Here is a 26312-nt window from a genome sequence, read left to right on the forward strand (position 1 = left end):
CAATTTCCTTTCTAGGTATGGAGTGGAGCGTCTTGCCCATCCGAGATTAAATAGCTTCCGCAGGAACCTGATACCAAAAAAGAGCATAGTCATTCATGGTGGAAGCATGGCCTAACTGCCGTAACATAGTAGATACATTGCCTCTATGATAAGTCCCGTGATTGGCGACTTGCAACACAATTTCTGATAGGCGTGTTTGGCGGATTCCGGCGAATGGATTGTCAAGCAGAATGGTTTGCTCCAAATCGGATTGGTTGTGTAACCATGCTTTGTATTGTTCTGATAGCTGGGCAAAGATATTTACGTATTCATCCACAGAATCTAGAATGCTCAAATTTAGCGGGATACTTTGTTGAAAAGCCTCTGGCATGGCAGTGCCTGTTAATACAAGATACCACATCGTATCAACCGCATAGATATGGCTAAGGGCATGAGCGATGGTGGGAAATGAGCTGTTCACTTCTTGACTTAGCACAGAAGGCGGGAGTTCCTTGATTCTTCCCAGGATAGTTTGGTTTGCCCAAGTGTGGTATTTAAACATTTCTACTGTATAATTTGTCATTCGTACATTCTCCTTTTGAATGGTCATGGATTTGTTTTTGTTACTGTAGTTAATATAAAAGAAGAAGTATGACATCAGACTGTCATACTTCTTCATAAAGTTTGAGTGTGTTTTGAAGCTGCTCTTTTAAAATACCTCGCAATGCAGGGGGTTCGAGGACTTCGGCGCCGCTGCCAAAACTCAGCAGAATGGACCAAAGCCAATGTGCTTCCAATGGCTTATACACAGGAATTCGCATCGTCATGCTTTTATCGGAATGAAATTCCTTGTCGACTTGATGAAACTGATCCAAAGCTTCTGCCAGAGCCTCAGGGCCTACCCGGATCACTATTTCCTCCACCTGATCTGCCCTGTTTGAACAGCCGGCCTCTTTGGGTACCTCATGTTGCGAATGAAAGGTATCCTGCGTCAGGAACAAATTCAGCATCCGGGAAAGTCGGAACTCCCGATAGTCCTGCCGTGTCCGGCAATAACCATAGATGTACCAGTTGCTATATTTAAAATGAAGCTTTACTGGTTCCATTTCACGGGTTGTACGTTCATTTTTTACACTGATGTAATCAAAACGGACAACATTTCGTTCCGATATAGCCGCACGTAAAAGAGGAAGTGCGTCAGGATCCGTACGCCGGGTTTCAAGATCCACCGCGAGACTAGAGGTCTGTGGCTCCGTTCCAATCGTTTGCAGCCGTTCAATGGTTCCTTGCGTATGCTCATCTTCAAAAACGGAAGAAAGACTGTTAAGTACAGTAATCAGAGAAGTGACATCATACGAACGGAGCAGGCTTTTATCCATTTTATATCCGTCCATTATGCCATATCCACCTTTAGTACCCTGATACGATACGACCGGGATGCCAGCGGCACAAATCACATCGATATCCCTATAGATTGTTCGCTGGGAAACCTGAAACTCTTCAGCCAGCTTGGAGGCAGATAAAACTTCGTGGTTCAATAGCTTGTAGATCATAGAAATCAATCGTTCCAATTTCATGTGTGCATTCCCACCCATTAGTCCATTTCGTGTTACAGCGTGATTATATCATAGATTTTTTCGGGCTAATTTTGGGAGGGAGGAGTTTTGTTGTTGGCGATGAAGAAATATCCTATGACAGAGTCGATTAAATCTATTTACAGATTAAATCCGCAGGCTCGCCTGATAAATCATTAACAGAAATAATAGCATCGTTTTTTTTCACAGGTGGGGTCCAATATTGCTCATTCCCAGGCAGGTCATCGAACCATTCGGCGTCCTTTGGACAATCTAGAATCATAAATTTTCCGTATTCCTGATCTCTGGATTGATGGTATTTGAGATAGGCTTTTCCGTTATCAATGGCGAGAATTTCTATTTTTCCTGAGGTGTGGCTCATGGATAAGCGTACTCTTTTGCCAAGTCCTGAGGTTCTGGCTTTGGCTTCTTCTACAATTTGATAGACTTGCTCGAGCGGTAATACGAAATCCCGGTTTCCGGCTACGGGCCGGTTCACAAAGAAGTAGTAGGGTGTAACGCCAGCCCATGAAAGCCGGTCCAGTAGTTCCCCTAAAATAACGGGATCATCGTTGATGCCTTTGAGGATGGGGGTCTGATTTACGACAATTGCCCCTGCGTTGTGGAGAGCTTTAAATGCTTTTTTGGCTTCAGGTGTAATTTCACGAGGATGATTGATATGCGCCATAACATAGATTCGTTTGTCTTCGGTAGAGTAAGTACGAATCAGCTCCAGCAGTTCTTCGTCTTCAGAGATCCGCATCGGATTAAATACGGGAATTTTGGAACCCAGTCTAATGATCTTAACATGCTCAATGCTTCTTAGATTTTCAATAATGGATCTTAGCTTCGGTGTGGAGAGAATTAAACTGTCCCCGCCCGTAAGAAGTACGTTGTTAATCTCCGGATTATTTGCGATATACTCCAAACCCGGAGAGACATCAGCCATCGCCTCTTTCACGTCATTTCGGAACAGACGCTTACGGAAACAGTAGCGGCAATAAGCCCCGCAGACCTCGGATACAATCAGCAGTGCAGTTGTTCTATACTTGTGCTGACAACCAGGTACCACATAATTCGTGTCCTCATCGGAGGCGTCCCAGCGCCCATACTCCAGCAGTTCACCTTCGTTAGGAATAACCAGCTTACGGATGGGATCATTTGGATCATCCCAGTTAATCAAAGACAGATAGTAGTCATTTACACGAAAAACAAATTTGTCCGTAATTTCTTTCAGATTCTCTTTTTCCAGCTCAGACAACATAGCTATTTTGTTAATATCCGTGAAGTACTTTACCTTTTGCACGTACATCTCTCCTTTGTCTCGTAGTGTGAGAAATGAGGGAGCCTTAGTGTCAAAGGCCAATCTACTGCCAGCAGGGTCCAAAAAAGCACCAAAAGAGACCCTTAGCAAGGGTCTCTGGTTATGTAAATAACATGAAAAGCAGACCCATCCACTGCTGACGAGGTTAGCTGACGGACTCGGGTAAGATGGTACCCTACATTCTAATGCTCAATGATTCGCCCCAATTAACTGGTTCCCCCGCTTTTCAACTGTAAAAGTTGGAAATTAAGCGTAGATAAAGTATACCCTATCAAGTTTTGAAAAGTCAAAAGAGAATCCTAGATTCACTTTCAATTGCTAGCGCTACTTCCGCCGAGTAGTTTAGGCAACAGCGTTAGCAGCTTCTCCCGGGTTAACGCATCACTAGAGTTCCATTTGCTTCCGTCGAGCAGATAAACATGTCCCTGACGTACTGCCGGGAGATTGTTCCAAAGTGAACTGTCTAGTAATCGTTCCATCGCAGCTCGCGAGTCTTTGCGTTCCGGAATGAACATGAAGATATGATCTCCGGCGTAGGCAGGCAGTCGTGTTGGATCAACTTCGGCGAACCCTAACTCTTCGTCCAATATGGCCTGGATCTCTTCAGTCGGTTGTAATCCACATGGGGCATAAAGCGCAGTGGAGAATCCGGACATTCCCATAGCATACAGATGATCTCCATGATCATAGACCAAAGCAGAGGCGGTTTCTCCAACTTGGAGGGTTGTCGTGTAAAGCTGCTGCCACATGGCAGCGTTTTTGATTGTGAATGACTCCAGCCATGCTTCGGCTTCGCGCTGTTTACCTAGCCAACTGCCTAGTGTCCGCATTCGTTTGTCGAGAGATGCAAATGAATCAAAGGTGAGTGTCGGAGCGATACCAGAAACTGCTCTGTAGGCTCTTTCATCACTATTTGCCAAAATGATCAAATCTGGGTTTAGGGAAGCGGTCAACTGCGGGTCCAGTGGAAACCCGACGTTGGCGAGCTTCTTAAGCCGATGTTTATAGACGCTGTTCCGGGCGAACGCTTCATCTCCACCGATAGGCTTTACGCCTAACGCGAGAAGGTCGCCAAGTGTTTCGCCATGATAGACAATACGTTTCGCTCGCTCTGGAATCTCCACCTCATGACCCGTCCAATCCTTGACGGTAAGCTTACGACCTTGCTGATGTGCATATTGTCCGGGTGTAACTCCGGTTTTTTGCCGAAAGCGGCGGCTGAAATAGTATTCGTCCGAGAAGCCGACCAGTCTGGCGATTTCCCGCAGTGGTTCAGTCGATTCCTGCAGGAATCGTTTGGAATGATTAATGCGCAGATCCGTCAGGTATTCAAGCGGCTTTTTACCCGTAAGCTGCTGAAAGATCGGTGTATATTGCCAGATTGATATTCCCGCCAGTTCAGCTAACTGCTTCACGGTGATACTCTCTGTATAATGCTCCTGAATGAATGTTATGGTCTTTTCTACGGATTCCGTAGGACTTGGCAGGTGTTTGGAAGGGTAATTATGCTCAAAAAGTAGCAGCAGCAATTCTTGGAATTTTAATTGTCGCTTGAATTGTTGTACATCATCGGTGTTATTCCTGTTCATGAGCAGGTCTTCGACTAGTCGGATTACCTTGGTGAACGGGTGCACAATTAACTCCCGTCTGCCGGAAAGCAGCTCTCCAGAATATCGTTTAGGAAGCTTGGTTGTATAAATTGCTGTAAAGGTGATGAGGTAATAATACAACGTCAGCTCCTGGTTGTTCGTACTATAGGAGATTCCAGGAGATAGTAGATAACATTTATCCGTACTTAGTATCACGCTTTGATCATCGAGGTTCAATTGTCCGTTCCCTCCAGTAAATATGAGAAGGGTATAGTCCTGGGTTGTACGCGTTATAGAGCTTGAATCGGCAGCTTGAATCATCAGTTCGGCCTCGTTTAGCTGAAATAGCAGAGAGTGGAGTGGGGGCAGGACGATGATGTATGCAGCATGGGTTCAGCCTCCGTTCATTTGGTGAGAATGATTATCAATGAATTCATTGTATATAAAAAAAAGAAGCATATCAACAGCTGTTGACATGCTTCTTGCAGTTTTTTATCAGCCTTGTGTTAAACTCTTCATCTCGGAAGGTTATTTCATATTCAATAGCTGTGGAATTTCGCCAAGCAGCCATTCTCTTGTTGTCGCATCACTTGAAGTCTTCATGATGTCTTGTGTATAGACATATCCGTTCTTGACGGCAGGAAGGCTCTTCCAGATAGGGCTCTTTAATAGATTCTCTGTGGATTGTTTTGCTTCTTCTGCCACTGGAGTCAAGATGAATATCCGGTCTCCGGCATATTCTTTCAGGACTTCCATGGATACTTCCTGGAACCCTTTACCTTCATCAAGGATCGTCTGAATAGCTGGAGTTGCCTTGAAGCCATTCTCCCCATAGAGTACCTGGGAAAGTCCGGTTGCTGCCATTATAAACAGTCTGTCTCCTGGATAATAAGTGAAGACCGCAGCCGTTTCGCCCTCTTTCATGCCTGCGGATTTCAATTGCTTCCACATGTTCTCTTCAGCGGTTTTATACTGCGCAAGCCATGCTTCTGCTTCAGTCGTTTTCCCAACAATTCCACCAATGTCCAGCATACGTTCCTGGAGTGGGGCAAAGGTATCAAATATTATAGTGGGTGCAATTTTGGAGAGCTGTTCGAAATCAGCTTCATCTGTGCCCGCATAGATGATCAGGTCAGGCTGAAGCTCCAATGTTTTTTCCAGATTGATAGGGAAGCCTACATCCTCCACACCTTGTAATTGATCTTCAAAAACCTGGCCTTCACCCATAGAAAGAGGATAACCTACCGCCTGCACACCAAGTGCGAGCAAATCGCCATAAGTTTCTCCAGAATAGATAATTCGCTGTGGATTCACCGGAATCTCTACAGTATGCCCTATGTAATCTGTATAGGAGCGGGTAGTCGCTGCTGCTTCATCTGTACTGCTATCTGAGGGTTCTGCTGAAGGTACCGCGGTTGCAGCGGAAGAGTTCCCGGTTGCGTTCACCGTACTATTGGCAGAGGATTGTTCCTTTGAGTTTCCGCACGCCAGTAGCAATGTACTCAGCAAAAATAGTACACATACCACAGCGAAGGACTGTCGTACCTTGTTCATATCTTATTGCCTCCCTATTATATGTAACGACCACCAATAATGATAATCATTCTCGATTAAAATATATCATAAATTAAAGCCTCTTTTTACTCAATGGACAAAAAATAACCCCGTAATTTGATTTGTACAATCAAGTAAAAAGGATGTGTTTAAAATTATTTTGAATTATTTTTAGCTGCTTGGAAAAATACTCTAAATAACAGCAATCGAGAGAAAGAGAGGGAGCTTGTCTTCATAATAAACTTGGCAAAGGAATCCCTTGAAGCACATAGGATTGTGGTGTTTTTTTGAATCTGATTACTGTTATGTATTAAGAAGTTCAGGTGATGCAAAAATCCAGGTTTGTCCACATTGATTGTAATCGTTATCATTACGTGGCATGTTATCTACCGTGCTTGACGTCAGTAGAAGGGCTTTGTTATGGTTTTTATAGTCAAACGCAAGCCGAAATAGCTTTTTGTAGAATATGCAGAAGGTTTTGCGTAAGATATTCTAACCAAACATAATACGAGGGAGATGGTTGATTGTGATCAAAGGAATTATTTTTGATTTTGACGGAACGATTATCGACACGGAGACTGCTTGGTACACCGCATTTAACGAGGCTTATGCAGAATATGGAGTGGATCTGACGCTTGAACAATATTCCACCTGCATCGGCACGAGCTTGAACAGTTTTAATCCTTATGAATATTTAATGACTGATCTTAAGCTAGCGATTGACAAAGAAGAGTTCAGTAAGGCTGTTAAACAGAGACACAGCAAACTTATGGAGCTTGAAACAATACGACCAGGCATTCAGCATTATCTTGATTCCGCCAAAGCAGCTGGACTACGCGTAGGGCTGGCCTCAAGTTCTTCCCTGGAATGGGTGGAAAAATATCTGAATCAATTGGGTATTCGCGAGTATTTCGAATGTGTTCGGACTGCCGACCATGTGGCAAAAGTGAAACCAGATCCCGAGCTATATAACCAAACGTTAGCTTGTCTTGGAATCACAGCTGATGAGGCGGTTGCTATCGAGGATTCACCGAATGGATCTAAGGCAGCGGCAGCAGCTGGCATCCGTTGCATTGTGACGCCTAACGAAATTACTAATTTTCTTGAATTCGATAAGCAGCACCATAAAATTGATAATCTAAGTCTTCTTGAATTTGATCATGTAGTTACTCAACGTTGCTTCGTATAGAGAAACCGAGAAACTAAGTTCAAATTAAAGGGGGATACCAAATTGAGAGCCGTACATTTTGGAGCAGGTAATATTGGCAGAGGTTTTATTGGGCCTATGTTGTCGGACTCCGGTTACAATGTTTGTTTCGTCGGAAGAAATAAGAGTAAAATTGCCCAATTGCAAAAACGTGGGCAATATCCTGTCACCCTAGCTAACAAGAACCGGGACAGCTTTATTGTTGATAATGTTACTGCAATCAATCTGAATGATACTGAGGACGTTACTAGAGCTATAGCAGAAGCTGAAATTGTGACAACTGCCGTCGGAATATCCGCTTTAAAAGATATTGCTGAGACCATTGCGCAGGGCATCGAACGAAGGCTTGAAAATAGCAGAAATCTCAACCCTCTTCATATCATTGCCTGTGAGAATGGGATTGGAAGCAGTCAGAAGTTGAAAAAATCAGTTTATCGGCATATGAAGCAATCCTTCAAGGAACTTGCTGACCGCAATGTCGCTTTTCCCAATGCGATGGTGGACCGGATTGTACCTATGCAGAAAAATACAGATTCACTTGAAATCCTCGTTGAACCCTTCAGTGAGTGGGTTATTCCCCGCAGTGGAATGATTGGTAATTACAATGAAATTAAAGGCGTCCATTATGTGGATTCGCTGGCGCCATACCTCGAACGGAAGCTATATACTGTGAATACAGGTCATTGCAGTGCAGCCTATTTTGGATACCTGGAAGGTTATACTAGCATTCAAGAAGCGATGTCTGATCCCGGAATCAGAGTTCGTGTTCACGGGGTGCTTAAGGAAACAGGGGCCTTATTGGTGCATTTATATGGCTTCAAGCCCATAGAACATGACCGGTATATAGAAAAGATGATGGAACGATTCACTAACCCCAACTTTAACGATAAAATTACACGTGTCGCCCGCTCCCCGCTTCGCAAGCTTTCACCTAATGATCGACTCGTAAAACCGGCAATGCTTGCTCATGAACTTGGTTTTGAGACTTCACATTTAGTCTCAGCTATTGCTTCTGCACTTTATTTTGATCATGAAAAAGATCCAGAAGCCTTACAGCTTCAAGCGGACATCCGAAACCACGGGCTAAGTGAAGTCATTGCTGCACAACTAAAAATCCCCACGGAGCATCCGCTTCATGGTCGCATTATTTTGGAGTCCAACAAATTACGCGCGAGATATCCTCATAGGACTAGAATGAAGACAATAAACGTCAGGGTACCCTACTTTTAATATAAATCGATGGTTATAAAACTATAAAAGAGTGTTCTCTGCTGGATGGGCAAGAACACTCTTTTTTAGGTTACGAAGGTCTGTAAGTCTCTAATCCAATTCAATCCGCAGAACAACCGGAGTCTCACTGCGAACCGAGGTCGTTTTTATAACCAAGGCTTCATCGGTTCTTTCCCATGCAGGTTGTTCCTCAACACCTAAGATTTTGATCTGTTTAATCATCCCATGGAAGTGCGCAGAGTTTTCTTTAAGGGATTTGATTTGCACTATTCCGTTGTTTGGATAGACAAGAACAGTAGCGTAAAGATAACTGCCTTTTACCGTAAAGCGGATATCTTCATTAGTGAAAATTTTCGTGATCCCATCTGTAAACTGACCTTCAACGATCTCTGTAGGGCCTTCCCCGAAGGTGCGCCAGTAGGTCGTATCATAGATTGCTTCACCATTCACCTTTAGCCATTCTCCGATGCCAAGCAGAATTTCCTGATCCTGAGCTGGAATGCTGCCGTCCGCTTTAGGACCTATATTCAGCAGCAAGTTGCCGTTTTTGCTTACGATATCTACTAGATCTCTGATAATTTCTACGGCAGATTTATAATCATTTTCCGGTGTATAACACCATGAATTTTTAGCAACTGCTGTATCCGTTTGCCAGAAATAAGGTTTAAGCTCGGAGAAATGACCTCTCTCAATATCTGGGATTGCTGAGCCAAACATGAAGGCATCATGCTTATAATTGATTGCAACCGGAGTTCCCCATTCCTCTCCCTTATTGTAATAGTAAGCGGCGAACTTTTTGAGATAGGGTTTGAAGGCAGCTGTATGAATCCACCAGTCAAAGTAAAAGATTTTCGGTTGATAATTGTCTACCAGCTCGCAGCAGCGAATCAACCAATCCTCCAGAAATTCTTGATTGGGTGGGGAGCCGAATAAATCGTGATGATCGGGTTCGGGCATAGATGGCCAATAGAAATCTCCACATACAAGCGGTTCATGGATATCGGAATCAAATTCCTTGCCATGAGACAGGAAGAACCAGTGCTCAGCTCTATGGGAAGATACACAAAACTCTAATCCCTGCTGCTCAAAAGCGTCTTTCATTTCCCCGACTAAATCCCGCTTAGGACCCATCTCATATGTGTTATAGTGGGAGTAAGCGCTCTTATACATTTGAAAGCCGTCATGGTGCTCTGCAACAGGCATCACGTATTTGGCACCAGATAATTTGAAGAGACTGGCCCATTCCTCAGCATTGAAATGCTCAGCCTTGAACAAGGGGATGAAGTCTTTATAACCAAAGGTTTTATGCTCACCATAAGTAGCAAGATGATGTTCATATTCCCGCGAACCCTGGATATACATATTTCGGGGATACCACTCATTGGCGAAAGCCGGAATAGAATAAAGGCCCCAATGAATGAAAATACCAAACTTAGCGTTCTCATACCACGTAGGCACTTGAAATTGACTTAGTGAATCCCAATCGGCTTTGAATCTTCCAGTTGCGATCGTATCTTCGATTACTTTTAAATATTTGCTTTTATCCACCATTTTGCAATCATCCTTTCAAACGTTTATTTCTTCTTCATTGTAGTGATTGGAGGTGGAAATCAAAATGTAGGACATTAACTTTTAGATGTACAAAACTAACCTGATAAGGCGGAGTAAGGGATGGATAACCATGTTTTGCTTACAAATTATTTATCCAATTTAAAGGTTGATTTATTTATGGCTGATTACAATCTTTGTGGCCGTGACTGGAGAGATCTTGACTACACACCTGACTATAGTAAATTTTATTTTATTTGCGATGGGGAGGGTTGGTTAAAGATTGGTGATCGAGAATATTATCCGAAGCCTGGTCAGCTTTTTTTGATGCCTGAGGGAGTTAAGCAATCTTATTCTTGCATAAGTGATCAACCCTTTGAGAAGTATTGGTGCCATTTCAGCGCAAAAGTCGGAGACATCAATCTATTCAAAATGTTAGAGCTAAGTCATGTATGCAGAGAAGTAGATCCTCATGTAATCCAAGAGATATTCAGCAGCCTAACGAGTCATATGAAATCTGATGCGGTGTATGCTCATTTATTAGCCAAAAGTAAGTTAATGGAGTTATTTTCTTATTTTATTATGAACATAGATGTAGACGAAATCACTTTTAAGAATCTAAGCTCGATCGAAAAATTAACGAAAATATTAACGTACATAGACACCCATATCGAGCGTAATATCACCATACACGAGCTTGCCGAGATTGCGTACATGCATCCCAACTATTTTATCCGGCTATTTAAACAGCAAATCGGAGTTCCACCCATACAGTATATCACCAGAAAAAAGATAACTAAGGCCAAGGAGCTATTGAGGGGGACGCAAAGTTCTGTCGGTGAGATTGCCCATGATCTTGGTTTTAGTGATCTTTATTATTTCTCCAAACAGTTCAAGAAAAATGTGGGTTTAAGCCCTTCGGAATTCAGACAAGGAACAGTAGCAGTGAAATAAATAAAAGAAGACCGTCCTGTGTGGTAGAAACCAACCAGAGACGGCCTTTTTTATAAGTGGAAGAGATTAGAGCAGTGAGACAGTGAAACGGAAGATGTACGGGCGATTAGCCGGCAGAGTGAACTCTTCGTGGGTTGGTGCGCCCCAGCTGTCGTCCCCGCCAACACCCATTTGCTTGTAGTTAACTCTTAGTACGCTTTTGTTCGAGACTGGCAATTTATAGACGTGGTCATGGGCTTCCAGTTCCTCAGGCTTCCAAGGCAGGGCATTAATTTCGATAGGCGTTGCACTTTCAAAATAGAATCCTGTTCCATCGTTGCCCTCTGTAATCGAAGCGAATCTGACATCAGTCTTGTTGCCGCACTCTTGAGGTTTGAGATAAGGTGTGAATTGATCACTGACCTTACCAGTGTAACGTCCAAGTGGGGCTCCGGTTTGTCTATCCCAATAATTCTCATGAGGTCCGCGGCCGTACCATGACAGGGTATCAAGACTTCCATCTAGAACGAACATCATTCCGAACTCAGGGATTTCTGGCAGAACGCTGCTGCCCGGACTCAATTCTTGCGTGATCTCTAAAGTCCCGTCAGCACGAATCACGTACTGGACCCGAAGCGTGGAATCCGGACTTGTAGCCAGAAGGTAGCTGGCAGAGACGAAACAGAGAGAGCCTTCGGTTCTAAATGTAAAGCTGATTAAGTGTTGTTTATGCGATGCCTGCTTCCATACTGCACACCGCTGTGGCAATTTATTACCACAATCATTATCAGTGACTGCTCTCCAGAAGTTAGCTCTTACAGGTTCAAGCAGACGTTCTTTGCCTGAGGAACGATAAGAGTTCAGAGCACCCGTAGTGGTACTAAAGCTCAGTTCGAAATTATCACCTTGTACATTCAAAACATTCTCAAGCTCGCTGACACGCAGTGGTTCTGCGATTGTCTTTGAGGTATTGGTTACAAAACGGGGTGACAGAATGAACTGTTCCCAAGCGATTTCGTGATTAGCTTCTGCCCATATAGTTGCTGAAGGCTGAATAAAGGAAAGATTCAGAACTGCTTCATGATTGCCACGCAGTGAATCCAGCTCGTAAGGAACTTTGCATGAAATGTTCTCACCTGGTGCACATGAGATCTTCAGCAAGCCTTCTTGTGCAGTTACTCCGTCTAAACGAACTTCCCATTTGAGATCGTATTCCTTTAAGTTGGTAAATAAGAAGGAATTGCGAATCTGGAAGAGTCCTTCTAGGATATTTTCAGCCGTTACTTTAATATTTTGATAACATTTTTTGACCTCAAAGAGCTTAGGAGTAACCGTACGATCAGCAAAAAGCAATCCGTTGCCACTAAAGTTGCCGTCATGAGGCGATTCACCAAAGTCCCCGCCATAAGCGAGATATTCAATTCCCTCGGAGGTGTGGGTCCGAATGGCTTGATCTACCCAATCCCAAATGAATGCACCTTGAACAATATCATATTTGTCGAACAAGTCACAGTATAAGTGCAGCCCACCGCATGAATTGCCCATGGCATGACTGTATTCGCAGAGGATATAAGGCTTTTTCGGATTATTAAGCGCATATTTTTCAACATCCTGCGGTTTAATGTACATAGTAGATTCTATGTCACTTGCTGCTTCCGATTCTCTACAGTGGAAGATTCCCTCATAATGAACCGGCCGCGAAGGATCGATTTCTCTCAGGTAGTCGTGCATAGCGATAAAATTGTCGCCTCCGAAAGATTCATTGCCGAGAGACCAAATGATGACTGAAGGGTGGTTTTTATCCCTTTGCATCATGGAGTTGCAGCGGTCAATGACATTGGCCCGCCATTCCGGTTTGCTTCCAGGGACATTCCCGTCATTCAACCCTTCTTGGCTGTATGCCCAGGTGCCGTGCGTTTCCAGATTAGTTTCGTCAATCACATATAATCCGTATTCATCACATAACTCGTACCAGACAGACTGATTCGGGTAATGGGAGGTTCGAACAGCATTAATATTATGTGTTTTCATTAATTGGATGTCGCGCAGCATATCTTCTTTGGCTAAAGCACGACCTGTGTCGCAAGAGAATTCGTGGCGATTGACACCTTTGAGTACGATTCTTTTGCCATTGATCTTCATAAGTCCGTCTTTAATCTCGAACTTGCGGAATCCAACCTTACAACTGACCGTTTCTTGTGTATGCCCGTTGCCGTCATTTATAGACAGAACTAAGGTATAAAGATAAGGGGTTTCAGCACTCCATTTAAAAGGCTGCTCAACCGGGGCAGCAAGCTTGAGTTGTTGAACGCCTTCTTGCTCAAAGGAACCCGTAGCGGAGATAGGAGTCTCCCAAACAGGCTGGCCCTCTTTATTGTAAAGCTGCATTTGCAGTGTATATGGGCTTTGCTCGTTAAAGTAATTTTCCACCTTGATATCTACATTTAAATCCGCATGTACGAAGTTTTCATCCAGATCTGTGTGGACGAAATAATCAGCAATATGAACGGAAGGAGCCGAATAAAGATAGACTTCCCGAAAAATACCGCTCAGGCGCCAGAAATCCTGATCCTCTAGCCAGCTGGCATCACACCAACGATAAACCTCGACAGCTAGTTTGTTGTCCCCTGCCACTAAATATGGGGTGATATCGAATTCTGATGGAGTAAATGTATCTTCACAGTACCCGACAAGTTCACCGTTTACCCAGACGTAGAAAGCGGATTCAACACCCTGAAAGCTTAGGTACACCGGTTGACCGTTCCAAGACTCAGGTACAGTAAAGGTTCGTAGGTAAGAGCCTACTGGATTATATTTTGTTGGGGCAAAGGGGGCTTTAAGCTCTGGCTCGGATTCCGCCCAAGGATACCGGAGATTTGTATATTGTGGGTAGTCGTAACCTTGGAACTGCCAGTGGGACGGTACAGGAATTGTATCCCAAGTACTGCAATCAAAATCGGTTTTATAGAAATCCACAATTCGTTGATCCGGTGTTTCGGAAAAAGCGAATTTCCAAAGCCCATTGAGGGTTTGGTAGAAAGGTGAGGTTTCTTTATCGTTAGTTAGCGCTTGGGATAAGCTACGGTAAGGGATCATGGAGGCATGTGCATCCAATCGATTCAATTCAAAAGTCTCTGGGTTGTTATTCCATTCCGGATAACCGTTAGCAGGTGGCTGGTAGACAAACTTTGCTCGCATGAGTTGATCTCCTTTATAATCATTGTAATGTTATTATATTCATATTATAAGTTGAAGTAATGTTAGGATAAATAAAAGAATTTTAGTCCCAGATAACAAAATATGAAACGAGGACTTTTTATGGAGAGCAAAATTATTTTTTTGCCAAACAGAAGATGTAATCATGCTGCCGCTTTATGCTACAACCCTTGGATTTTGGGAGCATCAGCCAGAAACTATACGTCCTGCAGGCTTTCCAGACTATCAAATACATCAGATTCACGAAGGCAAGGGTGAGCTTATCATTCATGAGAACCGATATCTCGTGGGTCCAGGGGATGTGTTCTTTTTGTTCCCGGATATTCCTCATTCGTATGCCCCTATCAGTGGGAAGGAATGGAAGGTATCATGGGTCTCGTTCAATGGCAGAGAGGTTGGTCAAATGCTGCTCTATGCGGGCATCCGCGAGTCTGGTCCTGCTAGATTAAAAGAAGATCAATGGCTCAATCCTCTAAAGCAAATCCTTATGCTGCCAGATAGCAATGAGCTGGAGACTAATTTGGCACGATCTAAACATCTTTATGCATTGCTTCTGGATTTAAAAAGAAAGCTAGTATCGCCTCTGAATGAGGCACATGAATTGGAGCGAATTAAGCCGGTGCTGCGTTATATTGAGAGCAATCTGCATAGGACGCTTCCTTTAAAGGAGCTGGCGGAGATTATTTCTGTATCGCCACAGTATTTATGCAGGCTTTTTCAAAAAACAATTCATGATCGACCTGTAACCTATATCAATAAGCAACGTATCAATTTGAGTAAACAGCTTATGTTTAATGGACGCGATAAAAAAATGTATGAAATTGCCCAGCTAGTGGGTTTTGATAATGCTAGTTACTTTTGTTTGGTGTTTAAAAGATTGACAGGGATGAGTCCTGAGCAATTTAAGCAGCTGCATGGTTTGGATTAGATAAACGCTTACTTGTTACCGTCTAGCACAACATGATATAGTTTACTTGAGTTCCTGCGATGTTTTTTTTGCGGCTTAGCCCATACTTTTACTGCCACAAGAATTCAATACATAGAACCAAATTAACGATCTGAAATGACGAAAAGCATCAGGAAGGAGACATCATTTTGAATGAGAAGCTAAAGCAAGCCTATGAGCGTTTGAACTTGCCTGAAGACGTTACCCGGGAGGAATTGAACAAAAGGTTAGATATGCATTTGAAACGCCGTCGATCGAATTCGACTGAAGATGAGGTTGCAGCTTATGAAGAGGAATTCCGCGCTTACAAAACCATTCTAGATGGCTTGGATCAGAAGGAGATTCAGGAAGCAGAGGACAAGCGGCTGGAGAAGTGGGGAGCCATGTCCGGCGTAGCACGTAAATCGGAGAATTTCTTTCGACTCTACAAAACGCACACTATTATTTCTATTATCGTGCTGCTGGTAGTTATCTTTGGAGGGAAAGCGCTCTATGATCAATGGCAGGAAAGAAAATATGAAGCTACGCTCCCACCGGTAGATGTTCGAATCATGTTCCTAGGCAACTATGAATCTCAGGACTCATCAGGTAAGAATGAAGAGCTAAAACAAGAAATCATCAAACGTTACCCGGCTTGGAAGAGAGTGGAGGCAGAAATCGTTTATCTACCCTCAACAGGTGGGACGGACGGTGGAGCCTTGGATATGAGCTATATGCAGCGGGCTATGGCGATGCTGGCAGCCGATCATCCGGATATCCTGATTATGGATGATGCTACTTTTGAATGGATTGGCCAGCAGTCGGGACTGCAAAATCTGGAGTCGTTTATTAAATCCGCAGGACTTCCTCTTGATGATAACCGTTTGAAACGTATGACTAACCCGGAGAGTGGTCAAGAGCTGATTACTGGCATAGATATCACAGATACGGATTTTGCTACAGAACTCCCTATCCATTCAAATCAGATGATCGTCGGAACGTTAGGACAAGATGACAGTAAGACTAAATCAACTGATTTTGTTGAGTTTTTACTTAAACAGATCACTAATCAATAAATTAATAGGGCCGATGTTGTATGGATGTTCATACGATATCGGCTTTTTTATGATCTGTAGAGTTTGCGGTACGCGATGGGTGTCTGGCCGACTATTTTTTTGAATACAGCGTTAAAGGAGTCGATGTCACGGTAACCCACTAGCTCGGCAATCATATTAATTTTATCTCCAGAAGTACGCAGCAATTCACAGCTTTTATGCATTCGCAGATTCTTCAAGTAGGTCCCAAAGGACTGGCCAGTATGCTTGTGGAACATGCGCTGAAGATGCCTGCTGCTCCACTGTGAAATACGGGCTAATTCGGCAAGTGTAATCTTTTCCGACAGATTATGCTCTAGGTATTGAATGACTTGCGTGAAGTCTGCCATATCCATCGTAGATTTGTCATCTTCTCCGTATTTTTGCCTGTACACTGCTATGATTAATTGACTTAAGAGGGTGTAAAGCATTGTTTTGGAGCCCATACCGGATACCGACATTTCATGATATAAATTCAGCATTAAGCGCTCAATAGAGCCATCTCTATCTGAGACGGAAAAGTAAGATGAGCTGCTACTCCCAAGAGTGGCTAGGTGCTCCCGGATAGATGGCTCTTGAAGGACGATATTTAATTGCTCCACCATTTGCATATCAAAAAGGCAGTTATAGACGATCAGGCGATTCCCTAAAGTATCAGAAGATGCTGGACGGAACACATGGGGGGCACCTACAGGAATCACGAACAGCATTCCTTTTCTAACGGGAAAGATCTCATTTTCAAGGTGATGAAAACCTCTTCCTTCAGCTACATAGCAATACTCAATAAATTCATGAGCATGAAAAGGGGCATGGAAGTTCTCTGAATAGCGGTTAACGAGCAGATGCAGATCGTTTTGAAAAAAGATTTCATTTTTGAACAACTCGGTGGTTCGTTGCATATTGAATTGCCCCTTCCAGATTCATGGCATGATTGCAGGGATATGATGTCCTTTTTACCGGGTGATGAAAGCGGTAACCCAGCTATAATTATAGGGCAAAGACTAATTTGTCGCTATAGAAGGAGGTTTTATCTATATGTTCGCAATCACTAAGCTTCGTTGTGAGTACAAAGAAAATCCGCTAGGAATTGATGTGATCAGACCCAGAATCAGTTGGCAGTTAGTTTCAGATGACAGGGACTGCATGCAGTCTGCTTATCAAATTCAAGTGGCGGAGAATATGCTTTTTCAAGGCAAGCTATGGGATACAGAGGAAGTAAAGTCTTCTCAATCGATCCATGTTGAGCTTGAAGGTCTGCTGCTGGAAGCTCGCACGCGTTATTATTATCGGGTTCGGGCATGGAATCAGAATGCAATGGACTCGGGTTGGTCTGAGGTTGCATTTTTTGAAACCGGACTATTAGATGCAGGGAATTGGCAGGCGGAGTGGATCAGCGCTCCTACAGCCTCTTTTTCACAAGATTCTGAGAGTTGCCCACAGCTTCGTAGATTCGTGGATGTAAAAGGTCCAGTGGAAAGTGCAAGGATTTATGCTACTGCTTTGGGCTTGTATGAACTGCAGCTGAACGGAAGTCGGGTGGGAGATCATTATTTTACTCCAGGCTGGACCAGTTACAGTAAGCGGCTGCAATATCAAACTTATGATGTCACAAAGCTTCTGCATGAAGGTGCGAATGCGTTAGGCGCACTGTTGGGCAATGGCTGGTACAGAGGGTATTTGGGCTGGGATAATCAAAAGGAGATTTATGGATCAAAGACTTCACTTCTGCTGGAGCTTCATATCCGGTACGCAGACGGTTCAAATGAGCTTATTAGCTCAGATCAGAATTGGCAGGCTGCAAAAAGCGCAATTATGATGTCTGAAATTTATAATGGTGAAACCTATGATGCTCAGCTGGAGCTGGATATCACCGATCCTTCATCAGAAGGTTGGCATCCAGTGGAGATTATTAATTATTCCAAAGCGATCATCGTTGCACAGGAAAATGTGCCAGTGACACAAGTTGAAACCTTGAAGCCGATTGCACTGCTGACTACCCCGCAGGGAGATAGAGTGCTGGACATGGGCCAGAACATGGTAGGGTGGTTAAAATTTAATGTAAAAGGTCAATCTGGTCAGGCGGTAGAACTTCAGCATGCTGAAATATTAGACCGGGACGGAAATTTCTACACGGAGAATATGCGTAAAGCGAAACAGTGCATCCGCTATACTCTGAAAGGTGGGGAGCAAGAGACGTATGAACCACACTTCACCTTCCAAGGCTTTCGGTATGTGAAGCTTAGTGGGTTCTCAGCAGATCTTCAATTAGAGGATTTCACAGGAATAGTGATGCACTCTAATATGGAACGTACGGGTGATTTTCAGTGCTCAGATCCACTTGTGAATCAACTGCATCACAATATCCTGTGGGGGCAAAAAGGGAATTTCCTCGATGTGCCCACTGATTGTCCACAGCGTGATGAGCGGCTCGGCTGGACGGGGGATGCTCAGATGTTTGTCCGAACAGCCTCTTATTTGATGAATACGGCACCTTTCTTTACGAAATGGTTACGGGATTTGAAGGCAGACCAAACCCCTGAGGGCGGCATTCCGTTTTTTATTCCAGAGCTGAGAGCAGCGCCTCCTGGCGACGGAGATACTAACCATTCTTCTGCAGCCTGGGGGGATGCAGCTACGATCTGTCCATGGACAATCTATGAAATGTACGGCGACAAAAGGCTGCTTGCAGAGCAATACGAGAGCATGAAGCAATGGATTTCATATATCTATGCACAGGGAAGTAACCCTTATCTGTGGAATACTGGCTTTCATTTCGGCGATTGGCTAGCGCTTGATTCCAAGCCAGACAGCTATGTGGGAGCTACAGATCGGGATTATGTCGCCACCGCTTTTTATGCCTATTCCGTTTCTCTTACTTTAAAAGCGGCAATAGCCTTAGAAAAATCGGAGGACGTGGACTATTATAGGGAGCTGCACGCCAATATTATAAAAGCATTCAGTGATGAGTTCATAACACCTGCGGGAAGGTTGTCCGTCTCTACCCAGACTGCACAGATATTAGCCCTACGTTTCGATCTTATAGAAGGGGTCGCCAAAGAACGTGCAATTCAGAAGCTCACTGAGCTGCTTGCTGAAGCTAAGGATCATCTGACTACTGGATTCGTGGGCACACCATATCTGAATCCTGTGCTCAGCGAGATTGGAAATAATGAACTCGCGTATAAGCTTCTTTTTCAAAAGGATTATCCATCCTGGCTGTATCAGGTGACGAAAGGTGCGACTACGATTTGGGAGCATTGGGATGGGATCAAGGATGACGGCAGCTTCTGGAGTGCAGATATGAATTCCTTCAATCATTATGCCTATGGCGCAATAGGTGAATGGTTGTATCGTTACGTTGCAGGAATCGGAACAGATGAGTTAGAGCCTGGTTTCAAAATCGTTCATATCAAGCCACAGCCAGGCCCCGGTCTGGATTACGCAGAAGCTAGTCTTGAAACCATGTACGGAAAAGTAGAGTCAGCGTGGCGGCGATCAGAGGATAATGGAATGATGATTCACGTTACGATTCCTGCCAATACCAACGGTATTGTCGTTCTGCCTGGAGCCAATCAACTAGGGTTATTAGAAAATGAAGTTCCTGTGGAGCAGTCCAGAGGTGTGCACAGCATCAGCTTGGTCGATAACGGAGTGAGACTTCAATTAGGTTCGGGCAGCTATCAATTTACGTATTCTTTATAACCTTTACTAGGGCTTCCTAGTGTGAACTGACATCGAGGGGTATTCGGTGTCAGTTTTTCGTTTTCGAATTGACGAATGTAGAGAGGAGTTATTATAATGATTTATATTGATATGAACTAAGTAATATAAATATAAATCAAATTGGAATTCACAAGGAGGAAGACAAAAGAATGAAGACAGAAGGAAAATTGACGATACATACGCAGCAGCGGGGGGCGGAGTTAGGCGATCTATTCGGTATTTTCTTCGAGGATTTGAATCATGCGGCCGATGGTGGGCTTTACGCTGAGCTAGTTCAGAACCGATCTTTTGAATTCGACCCGATTGACCGGGCAGATTATCATGCGCTGATGGCTTGGGAGCCTGTAGAACGTGGAGATGGAAAGGTAAATATCTCTGTAGAAGACAGCAAGCCCTTAAATGATCGTAACCAACATTATGTTGCCATCGATATTGTGGCTGAAGGTGACGGCGTTGGCCTGATGAATCTAGGCTTTAACAGTGGTATTCCGGTAAAAGAAGGTGAGAATTATAACTTCTCGGTGTATGCCCGCCGGGAGACAAGCTTTGATGTGCCGCTTACCGTAAACATTGAAAGCACAGACGGCATCATTCTTGGTGAAGTGGAGATCGCCGTAAGCAGCTCTGAATGGACCCGATATGAAGCCGTTATTACAGCTAATAGCACGGACACAAGCAGTCGTCTTGTAATCGTTACCAAAGGTAACGGGAAGGTATATCTGGATATGGTTTCCCTGTTTCCTGAGAAGACCTTTAAGAATAGACCTGGAGGCATGCGTGAAGATATTTCGCTGCTGCTCGCTGATTTAAAACCTAAGTTTATGCGGTTCCCAGGAGGATGTCTGGTGCATGACGGTTCCTTGGATCCAGATGACAGAGACTCCATGTACAGATGGAAGAATACGATTGGGGATGTTGCGCAGAGACCGGCAAGACGCAATAACTGGTCATATAATCAAACGCTTGGGTTAGGTTATTATGAATATTTTCAGTTCTGTGAGGATATTGGAGCTAAGCCGATCCCCGTACTTCCGGGCGGCTACGACCCGCATCATAAACGGATGGTACCGCTGGATGAATTAACGCCTTGGATTGAGGATGCTTTGGATTTAATTGAATTCGCCAAGGGGGATTCTTCCACGAAGTGGGGAGGCATTCGTGCAGAACTGGGTCACCCTGAGCCTTTTGGGCTGGAGTATGTCGGCATTGGGAATGAAGAGGTAGGTGCACCCTTTTTCGAGAGATATCCTTACTTTCATCAAGCCATCAAAGCAAAATATCCGGAAATCAAGGTCATTAATTCTAGCGGTCCGTTCTCTGCCGGTCAGGAATATGAACGGGGCTGGACGTCGGCAAAAGAGAACAAGTCTGACCTCGTAGACGAGCATTATTACTGTACACCTGAATGGTTCCTGGCTAATCATCATCGTTATGATGACTTCAAAGCCGATGAGCCAAAGGTATTCCTCGGTGAATATGCCTCATGGGGCAATACCTATTACAATGCATTGGTGGAAGCAGCATTTATGACAGGTCTGCAAAATAATGCGCATGCCGTTGGCTTAGCTTGTTATGCTCCAATGCTCTGCAATGTGGATTATATTAACTGGAAGCCGGATATGATCTGGTTCAATAATCATGAAGTGTACGGAACGGCAAACTATTATGTGCAAAAGCTATTTATGAACCATCAGGGAGATCATTTGCTGAAGATGGAAGCAGATGGCTTCACGGCACCGAAGGAAAGCAGAAAGGAAGCGATCACTGGAGCCGTCAGTTTCGGTGTGGATGCCTCTGCTGCTCGTTTCTCCGAGATCACCTTAGTCAACAATCTTACGGGAGAAGTGAAGACGTATTCTGACTTATCAGAGGAAGTTTCAAATCTGCCTGACCCTGCTCAGAACAAAACGGCTAATCGGACACTAGAGCTTGGTGAGACAGAGTGGGAAAACTATACTTTGCATTTTAAGGCTAGACGAACCGCAGGAAATAAAGGGTTTATCTTCTATTTTGGTAAAGCGGATGATCAGAATCATTTGTACTGGGAGCTGGGTGGCTGGCAGAATCAGGATTCGATTGTGGCCTCAATTATCAACGGAAGAAATTCTGTTCTGACGCATGCTATGTTTACGGTTGAAACAGATGTAGAATACGATCTTAAGCTAGAAGTAGTGGGCAGACAGATCCGTACTTTTATTAACGGAGAACTGGTGAATGAGACAGAAGATAAACTTCCGGTGATCGAACCGCTGTATTACACGGCAAGTGTGGAAGACTTAACGGGGGATATTATCCTCAAGACAGTAAACGTACAAGAGAATAGTGTTTCTGCTGAGGTTGCACTGGAATCTTTGGCAAAAGAAGCACTGACCATCGAAGTCTATGAAATGTCGGGATACCCGCTTGAGGACGAAAATAACTTCGAGAATAAGCAGCAGGTCTCTCCGAAACAAACCAGCTTTAAGACAGAAGGAAGCAGCTTTAGTTATGAGTTTCCGAAGCAATCCGTGACAATTTTCAGAATAAAATAACGAAGAAGCCCCCATGAATCTATGGCTTATTAAAGATTCATGGGGGCATTTCTATGACTATTACAAGTTAACTTAGCCGTTCACCCGCAGACGAATCACATTCCAGGAAGCTTTTGCGAGAAGGGCCTTTACATGTCCACCCTCAACAACGGCTTTGCCTTGGCTAGGCATCACGTTATGTGGATTGGATTTGGTGTTTACAGCTTTAATATCTTCATGTTCCAGTACAATATGCTCAATGATGTTTACGGAACTGAAGCTGCGCAGATCCACGTCGAGCTCTAGTCCTTCGGATAAATGGCGGTTTACAGCAAAGACGGTTACTTCATTCAGCTCCTCGTTGTATACACTAATGGCTTCCAAATAAGGCACATCAGTGAAATCTTTGGAATCGTATTTAGGGCTGGAAATCAGCGGGTGAAGTACGGTTCCACGACCATAAAGGGAAGCATGCAGGTACGGATAATAAGTAGTCTGCAGCCAAAGCGGTCCGCCATTTTCAGTCATAATTGGGGCGATAACATTGATCAGCTGCGCTAAGCAGGCCATTTTCACACGATCAGCATGCTTCAACAATGAAATAAGACAGCAGCCCACAACGAGTGCATCTTCAAGTGTGTAGACATCTTCGAATTCTGGCGGTGCGATCTGCCAGTGTTGTTCGGCACGGCTGCTGCCTTGTGATTTCCATACATTCCATTCATCCAGTGACAGATTAATTTTCTTTTTGCTCTTTTTCTTCGCTTGAACATAATCACAGGTGGCAGCCACACTGCTGATGAAATGATCCAAATCCATGGAGCGGGCTAGGAAATTAGGCGTATCGTCATTGTTGTTATTGTAGTACGTATGCAGTGATAAATAATCTACATTATCATAAGAAAGATCAAGCACGGTAGCTTCCCACTCGGCAAAAGTGTCCATGCCGCTGCCGGAGCTGCCACAAGCCACAAGTTCAAGCGTTGGATCGACCCAGCGCATAGCTTTTGCAGTTTCGTTCGCTAACCGGCCATATTCGACTGCGGTTTTAGCTCCAATCTGCCACGGACCATCCATTTCATTTCCGAGGCACCAGGTCTTAAAAGCGTGAGGCTCTTTATACCCATGAGAGATCCGCAGGTCACTGTAGTAGGAGCCGGAAGGATGATTGCAGTACTCTACTAGATTTCTAGCTGCATCTATACCGCGTGTTCCAAGGTTAACTGCCATCATGACTTCGCTGCCTACGAGCTTAGCCCAATCTGCAAATTCGTTGGTACCCACTTGATTGGTTTCTGTGGTCCACCAAGCTAGTTCAAGAGATTGCTTGCGTTCATGCTTGGGTCCAACCCCATCTTCCCAATTGTAACCGGATACAAAGTTTCCTCCAGGATAACGGATGATAGGAACGTTTAGGGCACGAATAGCTTCGATGGCATCGTTCCGAAAACCATTCTGATCCGCAGTAGGGTGACCCGGGTCATAAATCCCACCGTAAACTGCTCTTCCTAAATGTTCGATAAATGAGCCGTAGATCCGCGGGTCTACTTCAGCTAGTCTGAAATCTTTGTCAATAATCATTGTCGATTTAATCGGCATGAGTGTACAGCTCCCTCTAGTTGAATTAATGATTTCACTAATTAAGTAATTGTTTTATGATTACATGATACTGATTTTCGCTTATAATAAGCAATGAATTAATTTAGGATTCGTTAAAATGCTAATTCAATAAGCATAGGAGACGTTGGAATGTACTTAACTACAGATTCTGAATCCTTGCAGGTGTATGAAGCGCTGGCAAGTGAAGTTAGGCTGCGAATTATTGAACTTCTGGACCGCAGAGAGATGCACATCAAAGAGCTGGCAGCGGAGCTCTATCTTAGTAGTGCAATTGTTAGTACTCATGTAGCAAAGCTGCAAAAAGCAGGCCTGATCAGTTCTAAAATGAGACGAGTAAATGGAGGAACCTATAAATATTGTTCTTTGTCTGCGAATTACCTGCAGATTAAATTATCGGGCTCCCGTGGAGTTGCCAGAAAGGTGGTTGAGGTGTCTATCCCTGTAGGGCAATATACCGATATTCAGGCTTTACCTACCTGCGGGATTGCTACTACTGAGAAGCTGATCGGCTATTATGATGATCCGCGTTATTTTCTGGACCCGGAACGGGTGAATGCCGGCATAGTATGGTTTGCGAAAGGTTCTATCGAGTACAAGATTCCAAATTATCTATTTCAAGATCAAGTGGTGCAGGAGATTGAGATTTCGCTGGAAATAGGTTCCGAAGCTCCACATGTAAATGAGAAGTGGCCGTCGGATATTGGCTTTATGATGAATGGACAGGATTTAGGGAAATGGACTAGTCCGGGCGACTTTGGCCTTACTAGAGGACGATTAAATCCCATTTGGTGGCGTTCAGATGTTAACCAATATGGTTTGCTGAAGGTTCTGCGGATTAATGCAGGTGGAACCTTTGTGGATGGGCAGCAAATTTCAGATATTACCCTGAAAGATGTACGAGTAGAGCAGGATCAGTGGACCTTTCGTTTAACAGCAGAGAATAGCGGACGGAGAAGAGGCGGACTAACCATATATGGCCGTGGGTTTGGGAATTACGAGCAAGACATTATGTTTAGAGTGTATTACGAATGATTTCGAGTTTGCAGGTAAGGAGTTTTATAAGATTCTGTAGAAAATTTAAGCTTGTGTACCAATTATTACCTCTGATAAAATAAAAATAAAAAATATATTGTAATGAAAACGTTTTTATGTTAATTTAAATCTATAAAAACGTTTTTATTCGTAAAGGAAGATTGAATCATTATGGAAAAGGTAACGATCAAAGATGTTGCCAGAGAGGCTGGAGTCTCCATTTCTACGGTTTCCAACGCGTTAAATGACGTAGATGTATTGAACCCGGAGACGAAATCACATGTTCTTAAGGTTGCGAAGCGATTAAATTATGTTCCTAACCTGAACGGTAAGCTCCTTAGGAACGGGAAAACCAAAATGCTGGGTTTTTTCACAACAAGTGTGTCGGGTCCATACTTCTATAAGCTGGTTGAGTCCATGTCGCGTGAATGTGATCGGCTAGGTTACGGGCTGAATGTATTTGTTACCAAGGATAAACAAGTGATTATGAGCAATATTCTAGGCCGGCGAGTGGATGGTGTCATTATCTACGAAGAGCTGAGAATAGACGAAGAAGAAATTGCCGCAATGGTGAAAGACAAGATCAAGGCTGTATTTCTGGATCGGCCGCTTAAGAACGACACGATGGGAAGCGTGATTTTTGATTCCTTTGAAGCGGGGTTTGAAGCGACCAAATATTTAATCAGTCTAGGGCATAAAAAGATTGCTTACATATCTGGTGTAGATGAGATGTACGACAGTGTTCAGCGGAGAGAAGGATACTTAGCTGCTTTGCGTCAGTATCAGCTACCCACGCATGAAGAGTATATTATACAAGGATATTTTGAAGAAGAAAGCACTTACAACGCTATAAAATCTTTCCTTCACTATAGTCCTGATAAAATACCTGATGCCTTCTTAGCAGGGAACGACTTGAGTGCAATTGGATGTATTCAAGCTTTGAAATCGCATGGATACGAAGTTCCGCTAGATGTTAGCGTTATGGGGTTTGATGATATTGATATTGCGCAGTATTTCTCACCGCCTTTAACTACTGTAAGAAATCAAATTGCTAGACAGGGTATTTTGGCTATTAATCACCTAGTTCGCATGATCCAGAAGAAGGAACAGGGCGAGATGATGAAATTGGCGGGTGAATTAGTCGTAAGAGGTTCTAGTCAAGTAAAGATTGGTCGGTAAGAACACATATATGTAATGGGTTCAAGATTTCACCCGATCATTTTTTAAAATTTTGTTGTTTTGGGAGGGTTTTTT

18 protein-coding genes and 1 riboswitch are annotated in these 26312 nt (G+C 43.7%); of the genes, 9 read left to right on the plus strand and 9 right to left on the minus strand.

From position 1 onward, the window contains the following. Window positions 1-46: 46 nt before the first annotated feature. From MKY54_RS11610 to MKY54_RS11630, 5 genes are all read right to left on the minus strand, one after another. Complete coding sequence (locus MKY54_RS11610; protein WP_339190537.1) at window positions 47-562, minus strand: DinB family protein; 516 nt, start codon at window positions 560-562, stop codon at window positions 47-49. Window positions 563-644: 82 nt separating this feature from the next. Beyond that, window positions 645-1556: a YafY family protein gene (locus MKY54_RS11615; RefSeq protein ID WP_339190538.1), complete on the minus strand. Its 912-nt coding sequence runs from the start codon at window positions 1554-1556 to the stop codon at window positions 645-647. 133 nt (window positions 1557-1689) lie between these two features. After that, window positions 1690-2859: a KamA family radical SAM protein gene (locus MKY54_RS11620; protein WP_076130594.1), complete on the minus strand. Its 1170-nt coding sequence runs from the start codon at window positions 2857-2859 to the stop codon at window positions 1690-1692. A gap of 139 nt (window positions 2860-2998) precedes the next feature. Continuing rightward, window positions 2999-3140: riboswitch (cyclic di-AMP (ydaO/yuaA leader) on the minus strand. A gap of 48 nt (window positions 3141-3188) precedes the next feature. Next, window positions 3189-4787, minus strand: coding sequence for an AraC family transcriptional regulator (locus tag MKY54_RS11625; RefSeq protein WP_339190540.1), 1599 nt, complete (start codon window positions 4785-4787; stop codon window positions 3189-3191). A 207-nt stretch (window positions 4788-4994) separates the two neighbouring features. Continuing rightward, entirely contained in the window at window positions 4995-6020 is a 1026-nt protein-coding gene (locus tag MKY54_RS11630) for an ABC transporter substrate-binding protein (protein WP_339190542.1), read from the minus strand. A gap of 526 nt (window positions 6021-6546) precedes the next feature. Between MKY54_RS11630 and MKY54_RS11635 the strand changes: the two genes are divergently transcribed. Both MKY54_RS11635 and MKY54_RS11640 read left to right on the plus strand, forming a co-directional pair. Beyond that, window positions 6547-7209: an HAD family hydrolase gene (locus MKY54_RS11635; protein ID WP_076130591.1), complete on the plus strand. Its 663-nt coding sequence runs from the start codon at window positions 6547-6549 to the stop codon at window positions 7207-7209. Between the two features lie 42 nt (window positions 7210-7251). Next, complete coding sequence (locus tag MKY54_RS11640; RefSeq protein WP_339190544.1) at window positions 7252-8457, plus strand: mannitol-1-phosphate 5-dehydrogenase; 1206 nt, start codon at window positions 7252-7254, stop codon at window positions 8455-8457. Between the two features lie 90 nt (window positions 8458-8547). On the opposite strand, the gene MKY54_RS11645 is transcribed toward MKY54_RS11640, so the two are convergent. Continuing rightward, window positions 8548-10008, minus strand: a complete 1461-nt coding sequence (locus tag MKY54_RS11645; RefSeq protein WP_339190546.1) for an alpha-L-fucosidase — start codon at window positions 10006-10008, stop codon at window positions 8548-8550. 120 nt (window positions 10009-10128) lie between these two features. Here MKY54_RS11645 and MKY54_RS11650 point away from each other — a divergent pair, with 120 nt between their 5' ends. Continuing rightward, window positions 10129-10959, plus strand: a complete 831-nt coding sequence (locus MKY54_RS11650; protein WP_076280449.1) for an AraC family transcriptional regulator — start codon at window positions 10129-10131, stop codon at window positions 10957-10959. Between the two features lie 66 nt (window positions 10960-11025). Here MKY54_RS11650 and MKY54_RS11655 read toward each other — a convergent pair whose 3' ends face one another. Then, the gene (locus tag MKY54_RS11655) at window positions 11026-14136 is read right to left on the minus strand and encodes a glycoside hydrolase family 2 TIM barrel-domain containing protein (RefSeq protein ID WP_339190548.1); all 3111 of its coding nucleotides are present in this window, start codon (window positions 14134-14136) and stop codon (window positions 11026-11028) included. A 163-nt stretch (window positions 14137-14299) separates the two neighbouring features. Between MKY54_RS11655 and MKY54_RS11660 the strand changes: the two genes are divergently transcribed. Together MKY54_RS11660 and MKY54_RS11665 are read left to right on the plus strand one after the other, a co-directional pair. Then, a complete protein-coding gene (locus tag MKY54_RS11660; protein WP_339190550.1) occupies window positions 14300-15082 on the plus strand; it encodes an AraC family transcriptional regulator in 783 nt (260 codons plus the stop codon). Window positions 15083-15249: 167 nt separating this feature from the next. After that, the gene (locus tag MKY54_RS11665; RefSeq protein ID WP_076130585.1) at window positions 15250-16155 is read left to right on the plus strand and encodes a hypothetical protein; all 906 of its coding nucleotides are present in this window, start codon (window positions 15250-15252) and stop codon (window positions 16153-16155) included. 47 nt (window positions 16156-16202) lie between these two features. Here the strand turns inward: MKY54_RS11665 and MKY54_RS11670 are convergent, their stop codons facing one another. Beyond that, a complete protein-coding gene (locus MKY54_RS11670) occupies window positions 16203-17072 on the minus strand; it encodes an AraC family transcriptional regulator (RefSeq protein WP_339190551.1) in 870 nt (289 codons plus the stop codon). 136 nt (window positions 17073-17208) lie between these two features. On the opposite strand from MKY54_RS11670, the gene MKY54_RS11675 reads away from it, so the two are divergent. Then, window positions 17209-19875 (plus strand): family 78 glycoside hydrolase catalytic domain, encoded by a 2667-nt coding sequence (locus MKY54_RS11675; protein WP_339190552.1) that lies wholly within the window; start codon window positions 17209-17211, stop codon window positions 19873-19875. A 170-nt stretch (window positions 19876-20045) separates the two neighbouring features. Then, window positions 20046-22427: an alpha-L-arabinofuranosidase C-terminal domain-containing protein gene (locus tag MKY54_RS11680; RefSeq protein WP_339190553.1), complete on the plus strand. Its 2382-nt coding sequence runs from the start codon at window positions 20046-20048 to the stop codon at window positions 22425-22427. A 72-nt stretch (window positions 22428-22499) separates the two neighbouring features. Here the strand turns inward: MKY54_RS11680 and MKY54_RS11685 are convergent, their stop codons facing one another. Further along, window positions 22500-24005: an alpha-N-arabinofuranosidase gene (locus MKY54_RS11685; protein WP_076100772.1), complete on the minus strand. Its 1506-nt coding sequence runs from the start codon at window positions 24003-24005 to the stop codon at window positions 22500-22502. Between the two features lie 150 nt (window positions 24006-24155). Here MKY54_RS11685 and MKY54_RS11690 point away from each other — a divergent pair, with 150 nt between their 5' ends. Together MKY54_RS11690 and MKY54_RS11695 are read left to right on the plus strand one after the other, a co-directional pair. Beyond that, window positions 24156-25058 (plus strand): ArsR family transcriptional regulator, encoded by a 903-nt coding sequence (locus MKY54_RS11690; protein WP_248547998.1) that lies wholly within the window; start codon window positions 24156-24158, stop codon window positions 25056-25058. 171 nt (window positions 25059-25229) lie between these two features. Beyond that, window positions 25230-26237 carry a LacI family DNA-binding transcriptional regulator gene (locus MKY54_RS11695; RefSeq protein WP_036689737.1) on the plus strand — a complete coding sequence of 336 codons (1008 nt, stop codon included), beginning with the start codon at window positions 25230-25232 and terminating at the stop codon, window positions 26235-26237. The last annotated feature ends 75 nt before the right edge of the window (window positions 26238-26312 follow it).

The organism is Paenibacillus sp. FSL P2-0121 (assembly GCF_037975345.1).
GTDB lineage: Bacteria > Bacillota > Bacilli > Paenibacillales > Paenibacillaceae > Paenibacillus_AQ > Paenibacillus_AQ odorifer.

Coding starts and splice junctions, on each gene's coding strand:
- MKY54_RS11610 (WP_339190537.1), bottom strand. CDS start 562: ATGACAAATTATACAGTAGAAATGTTTAAATACCACACTTGGGCAAAC.
- MKY54_RS11630 (WP_339190542.1), bottom strand. CDS start 6,020: ATGAACAAGGTACGACAGTCCTTCGCTGTGGTATGTGTACTATTTTTG.
- MKY54_RS11680 (WP_339190553.1), top strand. CDS start 20,046: ATGAAGACAGAAGGAAAATTGACGATACATACGCAGCAGCGGGGGGCG.
- MKY54_RS11650 (WP_076280449.1), top strand. CDS start 10,129: ATGGATAACCATGTTTTGCTTACAAATTATTTATCCAATTTAAAGGTT.
- MKY54_RS11690 (WP_248547998.1), top strand. CDS start 24,156: ATGTACTTAACTACAGATTCTGAATCCTTGCAGGTGTATGAAGCGCTG.
- MKY54_RS11670 (WP_339190551.1), bottom strand. CDS start 17,072: ATGCAACGAACCACCGAGTTGTTCAAAAATGAAATCTTTTTTCAAAAC.
- MKY54_RS11615 (WP_339190538.1), bottom strand. CDS start 1,556: ATGAAATTGGAACGATTGATTTCTATGATCTACAAGCTATTGAACCAC.
- MKY54_RS11675 (WP_339190552.1), top strand. CDS start 17,209: ATGTTCGCAATCACTAAGCTTCGTTGTGAGTACAAAGAAAATCCGCTA.
- MKY54_RS11695 (WP_036689737.1), top strand. CDS start 25,230: ATGGAAAAGGTAACGATCAAAGATGTTGCCAGAGAGGCTGGAGTCTCC.
- MKY54_RS11660 (WP_339190550.1), top strand. CDS start 14,300: ATGCTGCCGCTTTATGCTACAACCCTTGGATTTTGGGAGCATCAGCCA.
- MKY54_RS11655 (WP_339190548.1), bottom strand. CDS start 14,136: ATGCGAGCAAAGTTTGTCTACCAGCCACCTGCTAACGGTTATCCGGAA.
- MKY54_RS11645 (WP_339190546.1), bottom strand. CDS start 10,008: ATGGTGGATAAAAGCAAATATTTAAAAGTAATCGAAGATACGATCGCA.
- MKY54_RS11685 (WP_076100772.1), bottom strand. CDS start 24,005: ATGCCGATTAAATCGACAATGATTATTGACAAAGATTTCAGACTAGCT.
- MKY54_RS11625 (WP_339190540.1), bottom strand. CDS start 4,787: ATGATTCAAGCTGCCGATTCAAGCTCTATAACGCGTACAACCCAGGAC.